Origin of the sequence: Mesorhizobium sp. M0340 (genome assembly GCF_040321535.1) — a bacterium.
Classification (GTDB): Bacteria; Pseudomonadota; Alphaproteobacteria; order Rhizobiales; family Rhizobiaceae; genus Mesorhizobium.
The window spans coordinates 301,661-315,208 of record NZ_JAMYRR010000001.1 but is presented as its reverse complement, the minus strand read 5'-3'; the positions used below and the strand labels follow the sequence as shown (position 1 = coordinate 315,208).

Genomic DNA, 13,548 nt, shown 5'->3' with positions numbered 1-13,548 from the left:
GCCGCCTATGGGGCTGTCCCCGTCAAATTAAAAACTGTCTCTCAACCACTGACTCATTCGATGCAGTTTTCCGCCTGTTCCGGTCATCCGAAGACCGGAAATTCCCTTCGCCGGGCGGCTCTCGAAGCTCGCCATCTGCGGGTAGATCAGAAGCCCGACGGGCGTCGAAAAAGCCGGCCCCTTGGCCGCCTCGGGCAGGCCTGCCACGCCAAGCGGGCGGCCAATGCGCACATTGCGGCCGAGAATGCGGCGTGCTGCTTCGGGCAGGCCGGCAAGCTGGCTGGCGCCGCCGGTCAGCACCACACGCTTGCCGACGGCATTGCCGTAGCCGGACTTGTTCAGGCGGTCGCGCAACAATTCCAGCGTCTCGTCGATGCGGGCGCGGATGATGCGTGTCATCACGGAGCGCGGGATCTGCAACGGCACCTCGCCGTCCTCGCCGATCGGATGGATGGAAACCAGGTCGCGGTCGTCGGCACTGCCAGGCAGCGCCGAGCCATGCATCACTTTCAGCCTTTCGGCGGCATCGAGCGAGGTCGACAGGCCCTTGGCCATATCCAGCGTGACGTGGTTGCCGCCGATCGCGATGGCGTCGCCGTGGACGAACTTGCCTTCCGAAAATACCGAGATCGTCGTCGTGCCGCCGCCCATGTCGATGCAGGCCGCGCCCATTTCGAGCTCGTCGTCGACCAGCGCGGCAAGCCCGCTGGCATAAGGCGTCGCCACCATGCGCTCGACCGACAGATGCGAGCGGTTGATGCAGAGCTCAAGATTGCGCAAAGGCGCCGCGTCGCCCGTCAGCACGTGCATGTCGACGCCAAGCTGGTCGCCAACCATGCCGCGCGGATCGCGCACGCCGCGCTCGGCATCCAGAGAAAAGGCTACGGGAAGCGAATGGATCACCTCGCGCTCGGCCCGCAGCGCCTGCTTGGCGCCGGCGGCAAGCACGCGCTTGATGTCGGCCTCGTCGGCCTCATGGCCGCCGAGATTGATGGTGGCCGAAAAAGCCTCGCTCTTCAGCCGGCCGGCACTCATGTTGACGATCAGCGAATCGACCGTCAGTCCCGCCATGCGTTCCGCGGCGTCGACGGCAAGACGGATGGCGTGCTCGGCGCGGTCGAGATCGATAACGACGCCCGATTTCACGCCTTGCGATTTCTGGTGGCCAATGCCGATCACCTGGACGCGATGCGAGCGTCCGCGCAGCAGCTTGCCATCCTCGCGCGGCTTGAGCTTGGCCACCACGCAGCAGACCTTGCTGGAGCCGACATCCAGCACCGTCAAGATGCCGGACCGGCGCGCCGAAGCATCGCTATTGCCGCCAAGCCAGCTCATATTTTCGTCTCCGGCTTGCGCTTCAGCATCTTGGGCTTTTCGTTGAGCGCGGCCTGGCGCTGTGTCGCCGCCTCCGGCGTCAGCTGGACGACCAGACGATCGGAAAGGCGCATGTCGACGGCAGCGATGTCGCGCGTCAAAAGCCCGTTCTCGTGGTCCATCCTGACCAGGTCGGCAATCGCCTGGTCCTCGCCGTCTTCGGGAAGTTTGATCGTGATGCCGTTTTCAAGCTTGAGATCCCAGCGCCGTTCGCCGATGCGGATATAGCCCTTGATCCGCGCGGCGAGCTCCGGATAATTCTTGATCTTCGCCAGGAAATCCGGCGCTTTGGCCGGTGCGCCGGTGCCGATGATCAGCGGCAGCAATATCTGCTTGCCGCCGGAGAACGGCGCAATGACGGCGCCGGATTTCTCGATGACCGAAAGCGCGCTGCCTTGCTGCCACAGCGCGAACGGCTCGCGCTCCTCGACGCGCACTTCCAGCGTATGCGGGTAGACCTTGCGCACTGCCGCGGCTTCGACCCAGGGTAGCGTGGTGATGCGTTCGCGCGCGGTTTCGGCGTCGAAGCCGATCAGCGAGGTCCAGCCGTCGAGTTCCAGCCTGTCGAGAATATCGATCTCGGATGTTTCGCGGTTGCCGACGACCTTGACCTGATCGACGGCAAAGCCGGTTCGGGCGGTGACACTCTGGACGATGGCGTCGGCATGTCCGCCGAGATAAGCGCCATAGGCACTGCTCGAAATAAGCAATGCCGCCGACAGCATGGCAGCGCAATAGGGCGGCGCTTCGAAGTCGCCCTCGCCGAGGCGCGCCAGCACGCGCACCGGCCGGCGGAGCAGGCGCGGCAGCACGAAATGGTCGAACGACAACGGCATGCCGAACAGCGCCGGCCCGGCCGCGCCCTTCCCCCTGCCCTGTCCCCACTTCAACGCAGACACGAAGCGTCCTCCACCATCCAACTCAACAAATCGCCGAACGAGTGTCCCGCTTGCGCGGCGATTTCCGGCACCAAAGACGTCGGCGTCATGCCCGGCTGGGTGTTGACCTCGAGCCAGACAATTTCGCCGTTTTCGGAGTGACGATCGTCATAACGGAAGTCCGATCGGGAAACGCCCCGACAGCCGATAGCTTGATGAGCCTTGAGTGCCAGTGTCTGTATTTTTTGGTAAATATTCGGTGAAAGTTTTGCCGGGCATTCGTGTTTTGATCCTCCCGCGACGTATTTTGAATCATAGTCGTAGAAGGAATGGCCGGTCGGGATGATCTCGCAGACACCGAGCGCCACATCGCCCATCACCGCGCAGGTCAATTCCCGCCCGTGCACATAACGCTCGACCATGACCGTATCGCCGTATCTCCACTCGGACGAGCCGATGATCTGCGGCGGATGCGACTGGCCTTCGTGCACGATGACGACACCGAAGCTCGACCCTTCGTTGACCGGCTTGACCACATAGGGCGGCTTCATCGGGTGCTTGTTCTGGATGGCGAAGCGATTGGCCACCTTCGATTCCGCCACCGGAATGCCGGCCGCCTTGGCGACCTTCTTGGCCTGTTCCTTGTTCATCGCGAGCGCCGAGGCAAGCACGCCCGAATGGGTGTATGGAATGGCGAGGTACTCGAGGATGCCCTGGATGGTGCCGTCCTCGCCGAAAGGGCCGTGCAGTGCGTTGAAGACGACGTCAGGCTTGAGCGCGCCGAGCACCGAGCCGATGTCGCGCGAGACGTCGACGCGGGTGACCTGGTAGCCCTCTCCCTCGAGCGCATCGGCGCAGGCTTTGCCCGACGACAAGGACACGGGCCGCTCGGACGAGAATCCTCCCAGAAGGACGGCCACGTGCTTGCTTGTCATTCCCCGTCATTTCCTCTCACAGCAGGCCTGCACTATCGTGCACGACCCGAAAAGCATCGCGCACACTCACACGCGCCAAGCAACTTCGCTCCGTGTTTCCGCAACATTGAGTCCGAGTCTCCCGGCAGGTTGCCCCCCAGACGGAAACGCGAGCAACGCGTCGAAACGACTCAAATCAGGAAACGCTTCAGGGCAGAGAATCAGAGAGTTGATTCGCTGGCAAGTGCTTACGATTCCGATGGATTCACTTTCCGCAAAAACGGCAGCAAAATGTGAATTCATGAGTCCGAAAAGCAACGGCGGTGGACTTGCCTAAAGCAACTGCCCGAGAAATTCCTGGACCGCGTGGCCCGGCCGAAAATTACCGATGCGCTTGATCTCCCACTGCAGCCGGATGCCTGATTTTTCGAGCACGCGCGCACGCACCGTCTCGCCGAGATATTCAAGCTCGTAGCCGGTGGCGGTTCCGGTGTTGATCATGAAGTTGCAATGCATCGGCGACATCTGCGCCCCGCCGACCATCAGGCCGCGGCAGCCGGCCTTGTCGATTTCCTTCCAGGCCGAGGTGCCCTCGGGATTCTTGAAGGTCGAGCCTCCGGTTTTTTCGCGGATCGGCTGCACGGTCTCGCGATGGTTCTGGACAGCATCCATCGCGGCCTTGATCGCCGCCTTGTCCTCGGGAACGCCTTCGAGCAGCGCCGATGTGAAGATCAGCCCCGACGGCGCCGCTGAATGGCGATAGGCATAGCCCATGTCGGCATTGCTCAGCGTATGAACATTGCCCTTGCGGTCGAGTGCCCGCACCTCGACCACACGCTCGCGTGTCTCGACGCCATTGGCGCCGGCGTTCATCCTCAGCGCTCCGCCAATGGCGCCGGGAATGCCGTGGTAGAAGTGAAAGCCACCAATGCCGGCCTCGTAGGCAACGGCCGCAAGACGCTTGTCGGGCGTTGCGGCGCCCGCCTTGATCATGGTCGGCGCAATCACTTCGGTCTCGCCAAAGCCTTTGGCCGAAAGCCGGATGACGAAGCCCGCAATGCCGCCGTCACGGACAAGCAGGTTCGAGCCGACGCCGACGGTGGTCAGTGGTATTTCCTCGGGCACCGCCTTCAGGAACGCGGCAAGATCGTCCTCGTCGGCCGGCTGGAACAATGCGTCGGCGAGCCCGCCGGCTCGGAACCAGGTGATCTTGTCCATCTCGGCATTGGGCGTGATGCGGCCGCGCAGTCCGGCAAGCCGGTCGCCAAGCTTCTCGATCAACGCCTGGCCGCGCATCATGAGATGGTCCCGCCGAGTTCCCTGGGCAGCGCATAGGCCCATTGGGTGATGTTGCCGGCGCCGAGGAAAACGACGAAATCGCCCGGCTTCGCCACCTCGCGAACGATCGGCCCGATCGCCGCCGGACCTTCGATGTAGCGTGCGTCGCGATGGCCGCCGGAGCGGATGCGCGACACCAGTGCGTCGGACGTAACGCCGTCGATCGGTTCCTCGCCGGCCGCATAGACGGGCGCCACCATTACCGTATCGGCGTCGTTGAAGCAGACGGAAAACTCGTCGAACAGATCGCGCAGCCGGGTGAAGCGGTGCGGTTGGGTAACGGCGATGATGCGGCCCTTGGTGGCGCTGCGCGCAGCCTTCAGTACCGCCGTGATCTCGACCGGATGATGACCGTAATCGTCGAACACATCGACACCGTTCCACGAACCGGTATGGGTGAAGCGCCGCTTGACGCCCGCGAAGGACGACAGGCCCTTCTTGATTGCCTCAGCCGAAAGGCCGAGCTCATGCGCGACGGCAATCGCCGCCGTCGCATTGGAGACATTGTGACGTCCGGGCATGGGTAGCCGCAGACCTGATATCGTTATCTGGCCGTGCGTCTTGCGATCGCGGATCACCACGTCGAATTCCGAGGTCGGGCCGTCCATGCGGTGATTGGTGAAGCGCACGTCGGCCTGCGCATTTTCGCCATAGGTGATGACGCGCCGGTCCTCGATGCGGGCGACCAGCGCCTGCACCTCGGGATGGTCGGTGCACATCACGCCGAAGCCGTAGAACGGCACATTCTCGACGAACTGACGAAACGCCTCGCGCACTTTGTCGAAGGAGCCGTAATGATCGAGATGCTCGGGGTCGATATTGGTGACGACGGCAATCTCGGCCGGCAGCCTGAGGAACGTGCCGTCGCTCTCGTCGGCCTCGACCACCATCCATTCGCCGTCGCCCATGCGGGCATTGGTGCCATAGGCATTGATGATGCCGCCATTGATCACCGTCGGGTCGAGCCCGCCGGCTTCGAGTAGCGTCGCCACCATCGAAGTCGTCGTCGTCTTGCCATGCGTGCCGCCGATCGCGACCGCTTGGCGGAACCGCATCAACTCGGCTAGCATTTCGGCGCGCCGCACGATCGGCAGCAACTTCTCTCTCGCCGCCTTCAGTTCCGGATTGGATTTCTTGATTGCGGTGGAGACGACGACCACCTCGGCCTCGCCGAGGTTTTCGGCCTGGTGGCCGACGAAGCATTCGATGCCCTTGTCGCGCAGCCGCTGCACATTGGCGCTGTCGGCCTGGTCGGACCCTTGCACCTTGTAGCCGAGATTGTGCAGCACCTCGGCGATGCCGCTCATGCCGATGCCGCCAATGCCGATGAAATGCACGAGGCCGATCGTCTGTGGCATCTTCATTCGTGCGTCTCCTTCCTGAATTCCGAAACGGATTTCCTGGACGCAATAGCCTCTGTCAGATCGGCGAGCAACCGCGCGGCATCCGGTTTTCCGGATGATTTCGCCGCCGCGGCCATTGTCGCCGCCCTGCCCGGATCATCCATCAGGGCCCCGATCAACGCAGCAATGTGCTCGGGCGAAAGCGTGGATTGCGGATGCACCTCGGCGCCGCCCGCTGCCGCAAGGGCCGCCGCATTCGCCGCCTGGTCGTGGTCGAGCGCGTGCGGATAGGGCACCAGCAGCGCCGGCCGGCCGATCACCGCGATTTCCGATACGGTCGATGCGCCGGAGCGCGACATCACCAGATGCGCCGCCGCCAGCCGCTTTGCCATGTCGGTGAAGAACGGCGACACCTCGGCCCCAATGCCAAGTGCGGCATAGGCGGCTTTCACCCGCGTCACATCGTCGAAGCGCGCCTGCTGTGTGATCGCCAGCCGCCTGCGCTGTGCGTCGGAAAGCCGGGCGATTGCCGCCGGCACCGCGTCGGAAAAGAACTGCGCGCCTTGGCTGCCGCCAAACACCAGCAATCGGAACGGCTCTTCGCCGGCCGATGCGGCATAAGGTGTCTTCGCCGCCTCCAGCACTTGCGGTCTGACCGGATTGCCGGTGGTCACCGTCTTGGCGCCTGCGGCACTGCTGTCTTCAGGCAGGAACCCACCGGCAATGGCGTCGACGCGGCCGGCAAGCGCGCGGTTGGCGCGGCCCATCACCGCATTCTGCTCGTGGATCAGCGTCGGCACCTTGCGCCGGGTCGCCGCGTAAAGCGGCGGCAGTGTCGGATAACCGCCGAAGCCGACCACGATGGCGGGCTTGATGCTGGCGATGACGGCCGATGCCTGCCGCACCCCGCGCCAGATTTTCCAAAACGCGGCGAGCACGGCAAAAGGATTTTTCGACCCCATCGTCGCCGACTGGATCGGATGGATGGCGGCTGCCGGGAACTGCCCGGTAAAGCGCTCAGCGCGCTCGTCCGTCGCCAGATGCACCGTCCAGCCGCGCCTGGTCAGTTCGTGCGCCAACGCCTCGGCCGGGAACAGGTGTCCGCCCGTGCCGCCTGCCGCCAGCAGGATGACCCCCTTCGCCATCTCACTCCGCCGGCATCGCACGCGGCGATGGCATGAAGCCCAGCTGCTTGCGCTTTTCCGGGCGCTTGCGCGTCAGCGCCAGCACCATGCCCATCGAGATGGCGATCGCGATCTGCGAAGAGCCGCCGTAGGAGATGAACGGCAGTGTCATGCCCTTGGCCGGCATCAGCTGCAGATTGACGGCCATGTTGATGACCGACTGCAGGCCGAAGACCGTGACCAGGCCGCCAACCGCATAGCGGGTGAAATCGTCCTGCTCCTTGAGCGCCGTGTTGAGACCGCGCAGCACGATGAAGCCGAAGATGGACATGATGAAGAAACACATGATCAACCCGAATTCCTCGCCGGCGACGGAGAAGACGAAGTCGGCGTGGCTGTCGGGGATGACCCGCTTGACGGTACCCTCGCCCGGCCCGACGCCGAACCAGCCGCCATTGATCAGCGCCTCGCGGCCCATGTCGACCTGGAACGTGTCGCCCTCGCCGGTCATGAAGCGGTCGATGCGGCCGGCAACGTGCGGGAACACCGCATAGGCGGCGAACACGCCGCCAACGCCGGCAGCACCCAGCGCGACGATCCACAGCCACGGCAACCCGGCCATGAAGAACATCACCCCCCAGGTGCCGAGCACCAGCATGGTCTGCCCCAGGTCAGGCTGCGCCACCAGCAGCGAGATAACCAGTGCAAGCAGCAACATGGCGAACAGATTGCCGGGAATGTCGGGCTGCCGCTTGTGCTCGGCGAACAGCCAGGCGCAGATGATGACGAAGGCCGGTTTCAGGAACTCGGATGGCTGGATCGACAGGCCGGCAAGCGACACCCAGCGCCGCGCGCCCTTCACCTCGACGCCGATGTAGAGCACTGCCACCATCAGAAACAGCATGATGCACAGCATGACCAGCGCCATGCGCCGGATCTGCCTGGATCCAAGGAACGAGACAGCCAGCATCACCCCAAGTGCCGGAATGGTGAAGATAATCTGGCGCGTCGCGAAGTGGAAACTGTCGAGCCCGATGCGCTCGGCCACCGCCGGGCTTGCGGCGAAGGACAAAACGATGCCGAGCCCCATCAGCGACAGGAACGCCGCCAGGAACCAGCGATCGATCGTCCACCACCAGGTCGCAACCGGGCTTTTGTCGAGACGGCTTTGCATTATCGTGTCCCTCCGATGGGCATCACGCCATCAATGGCGGTTACGGCCTGCCTGAACGCCTCGCCGCGCACTTCGAAATTCTTGAACTGGTCGAAACTGGCGCAGGCCGGCGACAGCAGCACCACCGCTTCGCCGCTACCATCCCTGGCTGCATCACGGGCGGCGTGTTCGACTGCCGCGGCCAACGTGCCTGAGATCTCGTAAGGCACCGCCTCGCCCAGCGTCGCCGAAAAGGCCGGTGCAGCTTCGCCGATCAGATAGGCCTTGGCGATGCGCGGGAAGAAGCCGCGCAAGGGCTCGATGCCACCCTCCTTCGGCAGGCCGCCGGCAATCCAATGGATACGCGCAAAGCTCGACAGCGCCGGTGCAGCGGCATCGGCATTGGTCGCCTTGGAATCGTTGACGAACAGCACATGCCCTTTGCGGCCGACCTGCTCCATGCGGTGCGCCAGCCCCGGGAAACTCTCCAGTCCGGATTGGATTTCGCCGAGCTCGAGCCCGACCTTGAGGCAGGCGGCGGCGGCGGCCAGCGCATTCTGCGCATTGTGCTGGCCGCGCAACGAGCCGATGCCTTCGAGGAAGGCGACCCGGCTGTAGCGTCCGTGCACGGCTTCCATTAAATTCGTCCCGTCGGCAAAATAACCGTCGGTCAGTGGCAGGCGCTTGGAAATCCGAATGACCTGCCGGCCGGCCCGCTCCAGCCGGTCGGCGATCTGGGCGCACCAGGAATCGTCGACGCCGATGATTGCCGTCTCGCTGCCGGCCACCAGCCGCTCCTTGATCGAGGCGTAGTGTTGCATCGTGCCATGGCGGTCGAGATGGTCCGGCGTCAGATTGAGCAGGACGCCGGCCGTCGGATTGATCGAGGGGGCAAGGTCGATCTGGTAGGAAGAGCACTCAACCACATGGTGCCGCTCGGGCTGCGGCGGATCGAGCGTCATCACCGCACGGCCGATATTGCCGCCCATCTGCGTGTCGCGCCCGGCCGACTTGAGTATGTGCGCCGTCAATGCCGTGGTCGTCGACTTGCCGTTGGTACCGGTGATCGCAATGAAAGGTGCTTCCGGCGCCCGCGCCGTCCGCTCGCGGCAGAAAAGCTCGATATCGCCTATGATCTCGACGCCGGAGCCCCGCGCGAGCTCGACAGTCCAGTGCGGCTTCGGGTGCGTCAGCGGCACGCCGGGCGACAGCACGAAGGCGGAAAACCTCGCCCAGTCCGCGCCGCGCAGGTCTGCGGTTGCAATACCGACCGCGCCAGCCTTGGCGACGCTGTCGGGATTGTCGTCCCAGGCCAGCACATCTGCGCCGCCTTCGATCAGCGCGCGCGCCGTGGCGATCCCCGAGCCGCCGAGCCCGAAGAGCGAAACGCGCTTGCCTGAGAAAGATGCGGCGGGGATCAAGCGGCCTCCTATCTGAGCTTCAGGGTCGACAGGCCGACCAGCGCCAGGATGACGGCGATGATCCAGAAGCGGATCACCACCTGGCTTTCGGTCCAGCCGAGCTTTTCGAAATGATGGTGGATCGGCGCCATCAGGAAGACGCGCTTGCCGGTCATCTTGAAATAGCCGACCTGGATGATGACCGAGAATATCTCGACAACGAACAGGCCTCCGACGATGACCAGCACGATCTCGTGCTTGGTCGCCACCGCGACCGTGCCGATCAGCCCGCCCAGCGCCAGCGAGCCGGTATCGCCCATGAAGATGGCCGCCGGCGGCGCATTGAACCACAGGAAGCCGAGTCCGGCGCCGATCACCGCTCCAAGGACCACCGCCAGTTCGCCGGTACCGGGCACGAAATGGATCTGAAGATATTCGGCGAATACCGCGTTGCCGGAGAGATAGGCGATGACGCCGAAGGACGCCGCCGCGATCATGATCGGCACAATCGCCAGTCCGTCGAGGCCGTCGGTCAGGTTCACCGCATTGCCGGCGCCGACGATGACGAAGCACGAGAACGGGATGAAGAACCAGCCGAGATTGACGAGAAACTCCTTGGCGAAAGGGAATGTCAACGATGACGAGAACGGCGCCTGGCCGTTATGCATGATCACCCAGGCGGCGATGCCTGCGATGGCAAATTCGAGCCCCAGCCGCGCTTTGCCGGAAAAGCCGAGATGCGATTGCTTCGTCACCTTGAGGTAGTCGTCGTAAAAGCCGATCGAGCCGAACCCCAGCGTCACCAGCATCACCACCCAGACGTAGATGCTCGACAGGTTCGCCCAAAGCAGTGACGAACCGATGATGCCGGACAGGATCATCAGCCCGCCCATGGTCGGCGTTCCCGCCTTTTTGAAATGCGTCTGTGGCCCATCGGCGCGGATCGGCTGTCCCTTGCCTTGCCGCAGCCTCAGCGAATTGATGATGGTCGGTCCGAAGATGAACACGATCAGCGCCGCTGTGATCAGCGCCCCGCCGGTGCGGAAAGTTATGTAGCGGAAGACGTTGAAGACCGAGATCTTGTCCGCAAATTCGACGAGCAGTGTTAACATGCGCTTGCGTCCCCCGGACCGATCCTAGGTCTGTCTGCTGGTTGTGGCTTCCGCCGGAAATTTGCCGAGCAATGCCTCGACCAGCTTTGAGAAGCCTATGCCTTTCGACGATTTGATCATAACTACGTCGCCCGGCCTCAACTCCGACAGAAGCACCGGTTTCAGATCTTCCGCGCCGGCGCGGTACTCCGTCCTGATCTCGCCGGGCAAAACGTCGGCCAGCGCCCGCATTTCCGGGCCGCCGAGAAAAACTGTGCGCGTGTCGGTGCCTATGATCAGGTCGGCAAGGGCGGCATGCAATTTCGCCGAATGGCTGCCGAGCTCGAGCATATCGCCGAGCACGGCAATGCGCCTGCCCTCGCCCGACACCGGCGTCGTGTTAAGCAGCGCCATTGCAGCGCTCATCGACGCCGGATTAGCGTTGTAGCTCTCGTCGATCAGCGTGATCGGCCCTTTGGGGTGGCGCAACATATAGCGTTTGCCGCGTCCGCGTTCGGGCGAAAGATCGGCCAGCCCCTGCGCAACCCTGGTGACGTCGGCTCCGACAAGATGCGCTGCACCCAGCACCGCCAGCACATTCTGCACCATATGGCGGCCCGGCGCGCCGATCCTGGCGACGACCTCATGCCCGCCAATCTTGGCGGTTATCACGGAATGATCGGCATCGAGTTCGCATTTGATCAGTTTGAAGGTCGCCCGGGCATTCTCGCCGAATCCGTAAACATGCTCGACGCCGGCCTCTTTCGCCATCTTCTCCAGCAGCTTCCAGCGCGCATCGTCGCGGTTGAGAAGGGCGGCACCGCCGGGTTCCAGTCCCTCGAAAACCTCTGCCTTAGCCTTGGCGATCTCGTCCAGGTTGCGGAAGAAGCCGAGGTGAGCGGCCGCGATCAGCGTGATGATGGCGACATGCGGCCGGACCATCTTGACCAGAGGCCGGATCTCGTCCGGATGGTTCATGCCGATCTCGAAGACGGCAAAATCGCAATCCTGCGGCATGCGCGCCAGCGTCAGCGGCACACCCCAGTGATTGTTAAACGACTGGGCCGATGCATGCACGGTACCGACCGCGGAGAGAGCGTGGCGCAGGGCTTCCTTGGTGGTGGTCTTGCCCGCCGATCCGGTCACGGCAATCACCCTCGCCTTTGAGCGTGCGCGCGCCATAACGCCGAGCTTTTCCAGCGCGACGAGCACATCCTCCACGACGATCATCGGTGCCGTCAGCCGCCCCAGCGACGGCAGCTTGCCCTCGGCGACGACCAGCACGCCGGCGCCCGCCTTGATGGCGGCGGTGACGAAATCATGGCCGTCCATGGCCTCGCCCTTGATGGCGAAGAAGGCGTCTCCCGGCTGCAGGCTGCGGCTGTCGATGGAAATGCCGGCGATACCTTCAGGCATCGGACCGAGCGGCCGGCCATCCATGGCGGCAACCAGCGCCTCGGAGGTCCACAGATAGCTCACGCCGCTTGCTCCCTGAGCGCCGAGCGAACTTCCTCATGATCGGAAAAATGCAGCGTCTCGGCGCCGATGGTCTGGCCTTCCTCATGGCCCTTGCCGGCCACGATCAGCGTATCGCCGGCGTGAAGCATTCCGACTGCCTGGTGGATGGCCTTGCGCCGGTCGCCGATCTCGATCGCCCCCGGTGCAGCCGCCAGGATGGCGGCGCGGATCGTCTCGGGGACTTCCGAGCGGGGATTGTCGTCGGTGACGATGACGACATCGGCCAGCCTTGTGGCGATCTCGCCCATGATCGGCCGCTTGCCCCGGTCGCGGTCGCCACCGCAACCGAATACGACGATGACGCGGCCGGTGGTAAAGGGGCGCACCGAAGCCAGCACGTTTTCCAGCGCATCCGGCTTATGAGCATAGTCGACATAGACGGGCGCGCCGTTGGCGGCCGTCCCGACAAGGTCGAGCCGTCCCGGCGCGCCCTTCAATTTCTCCAGCGCCATCAACGCTTTGGCAACAGATGTTCCAGTCGAAATGGCGAGGCCGGCCGACACCAGCGCATTTGCAATCTGGAAGTCGCCAGCCAGCGGCAAGTCGACTTCATGGAGAACGCCGTCCGCTTCGACCTCGGCGCGCTGGCGGTGGCGCTCGTGCTCGACCCGCTTCAGCCGCAGGAAATCGCCGTGGCGTCCGACCGTCAGCACGTTCAGTCCCGCTGCATGCGCCGCCTTGATCGTCGGCTCCGACCACGGGTCGTCGGCAAAGATAACGGCCGGCGCGCCCTTCGGCAGCAGCGCGTCGAACAGACGCAATTTGGCGCGATGATAGTCCTCGACCGTCGGATGATAGTCCATATGGTCGCGGCCGAGATTGGTGAAGCCGCCGGCCGTAAGCTTGACGCCGTCGAGCCGGCGCTGGTCGAGGCCATGGCTGGACGCCTCCATTGAGGCGTGGGTGACGCCGGCCTCCGCCAGCTCCTTGAGCAGCCTGTGCAGTGCCACCGGATCCGGTGTGGTCAGCGAGCCATATTCGTTGCGGCCCGGCGCCACCACGCCGGTCGTGCCGATCGAGGCGGCGGCGAAACCCGCCTGCTCCCATATCTGCCGGGTGAATGCGGCGACCGAGGTCTTGCCGCTGGTTCCGGTCACCGCGACCATGGTTTGCGGTTGCTTGCCGAAATAACGGGCCGCACTCTGCGCCAGCGCAAGGCGCGGATCGTCTACGACAAGAACCGGAACTGGCAGCCCGGCGACCACACTGCCCTTGCCGACCACGATCGCTGCAGCGCCGCGGCTTGCGGCGTCGGCTGCATAGGCTGCGCCATCCGCCTTGGAGCCGGTGAGCGCGAAAAAGACAACCCCCTCTGTTACCTGGCGGGAATCCGACGAAATCCCTGTAACCTCCATGTCGAAGGGAGCTGTCCCATCGACAGGCAGGATACCGGCTAGATTTTTCAGCTTCATCGA

General features: G+C 64.0%; 11 protein-coding genes. All 11 read right to left on the bottom strand.

Annotated features, from left to right (window positions below; genetic code table 11):
• Positions 1 to 27 precede the first annotated feature (27 nt).
• Positions 28 to 1,335 (bottom strand): cell division protein FtsA, encoded by a 1,308-nt coding sequence (gene ftsA, locus NKI79_RS01615; protein ID WP_352799514.1) that lies wholly within the window; start codon positions 1,333 to 1,335, stop codon positions 28 to 30.
• Positions 1,332 to 2,273, bottom strand: a complete 942-nt coding sequence (locus tag NKI79_RS01610) for a cell division protein FtsQ/DivIB (RefSeq protein ID WP_254818985.1) — start codon at positions 2,271 to 2,273, stop codon at positions 1,332 to 1,334. The genes ftsA and NKI79_RS01610 overlap by 4 nt, the downstream gene beginning before the upstream one ends.
• Positions 2,261 to 3,187, bottom strand: coding sequence for a D-alanine--D-alanine ligase (locus tag NKI79_RS01605; RefSeq protein WP_352475369.1), 927 nt, complete (start codon positions 3,185 to 3,187; stop codon positions 2,261 to 2,263). The genes NKI79_RS01610 and NKI79_RS01605 overlap by 13 nt, the downstream gene beginning before the upstream one ends.
• A 312-nt stretch (positions 3,188 to 3,499) precedes the next feature.
• The gene (murB, locus tag NKI79_RS01600; RefSeq protein WP_352799512.1) at positions 3,500 to 4,465 is read right to left on the bottom strand and encodes a UDP-N-acetylmuramate dehydrogenase; all 966 of its coding nucleotides are present in this window, start codon (positions 4,463 to 4,465) and stop codon (positions 3,500 to 3,502) included.
• Positions 4,462 to 5,868: a UDP-N-acetylmuramate--L-alanine ligase gene (murC, locus tag NKI79_RS01595; RefSeq protein ID WP_254818988.1), complete on the bottom strand. Its 1,407-nt coding sequence runs from the start codon at positions 5,866 to 5,868 to the stop codon at positions 4,462 to 4,464. Before murC ends, murB begins: the two co-directional genes overlap by 4 nt.
• Positions 5,865 to 6,992 (bottom strand): undecaprenyldiphospho-muramoylpentapeptide beta-N-acetylglucosaminyltransferase, encoded by a 1,128-nt coding sequence (murG, locus tag NKI79_RS01590; RefSeq protein WP_352799510.1) that lies wholly within the window; start codon positions 6,990 to 6,992, stop codon positions 5,865 to 5,867. Before murG ends, murC begins: the two co-directional genes overlap by 4 nt.
• A gap of 1 nt (position 6,993) precedes the next feature.
• A complete protein-coding gene (ftsW, locus tag NKI79_RS01585; protein ID WP_352799508.1) occupies positions 6,994 to 8,145 on the bottom strand; it encodes a putative lipid II flippase FtsW in 1,152 nt (383 codons plus the stop codon).
• Positions 8,145 to 9,545: a UDP-N-acetylmuramoyl-L-alanine--D-glutamate ligase gene (gene murD, locus NKI79_RS01580; RefSeq protein WP_352799506.1), complete on the bottom strand. Its 1,401-nt coding sequence runs from the start codon at positions 9,543 to 9,545 to the stop codon at positions 8,145 to 8,147. Before murD ends, ftsW begins: the two co-directional genes overlap by 1 nt.
• A gap of 8 nt (positions 9,546 to 9,553) precedes the next feature.
• Positions 9,554 to 10,636: a phospho-N-acetylmuramoyl-pentapeptide-transferase gene (gene mraY / locus NKI79_RS01575; RefSeq protein ID WP_254818991.1), complete on the bottom strand. Its 1,083-nt coding sequence runs from the start codon at positions 10,634 to 10,636 to the stop codon at positions 9,554 to 9,556.
• A 24-nt stretch (positions 10,637 to 10,660) separates the two neighbouring features.
• On the bottom strand, positions 10,661 to 12,094 hold the full coding sequence (locus NKI79_RS01570) for a UDP-N-acetylmuramoylalanyl-D-glutamyl-2,6-diaminopimelate--D-alanyl-D-alanine ligase (RefSeq protein WP_352799504.1): 1,434 nt from the start codon (positions 12,092 to 12,094) through the stop codon (positions 10,661 to 10,663).
• The gene (locus tag NKI79_RS01565) at positions 12,091 to 13,545 is read right to left on the bottom strand and encodes a UDP-N-acetylmuramoyl-L-alanyl-D-glutamate--2,6-diaminopimelate ligase (RefSeq protein ID WP_352799503.1); all 1,455 of its coding nucleotides are present in this window, start codon (positions 13,543 to 13,545) and stop codon (positions 12,091 to 12,093) included. Before NKI79_RS01565 ends, NKI79_RS01570 begins: the two co-directional genes overlap by 4 nt.
• Positions 13,546 to 13,548 lie beyond the last annotated feature (3 nt).

Coding starts and splice junctions, on each gene's coding strand:
- ftsA (WP_352799514.1), bottom strand. CDS start 1,335: ATGAGCTGGCTTGGCGGCAATAGCGATGCTTCGGCGCGCCGGTCCGGC.
- NKI79_RS01605 (WP_352475369.1), bottom strand. CDS start 3,187: ATGACAAGCAAGCACGTGGCCGTCCTTCTGGGAGGATTCTCGTCCGAG.
- murB (WP_352799512.1), bottom strand. CDS start 4,465: ATGATGCGCGGCCAGGCGTTGATCGAGAAGCTTGGCGACCGGCTTGCC.
- murC (WP_254818988.1), bottom strand. CDS start 5,868: ATGAAGATGCCACAGACGATCGGCCTCGTGCATTTCATCGGCATTGGC.
- murG (WP_352799510.1), bottom strand. CDS start 6,992: ATGGCGAAGGGGGTCATCCTGCTGGCGGCAGGCGGCACGGGCGGACAC.
- ftsW (WP_352799508.1), bottom strand. CDS start 8,145: ATGCAAAGCCGTCTCGACAAAAGCCCGGTTGCGACCTGGTGGTGGACG.
- mraY (WP_254818991.1), bottom strand. CDS start 10,636: ATGTTAACACTGCTCGTCGAATTTGCGGACAAGATCTCGGTCTTCAAC.
- NKI79_RS01565 (WP_352799503.1), bottom strand. CDS start 13,545: ATGAAGCTGAAAAATCTAGCCGGTATCCTGCCTGTCGATGGGACAGCT.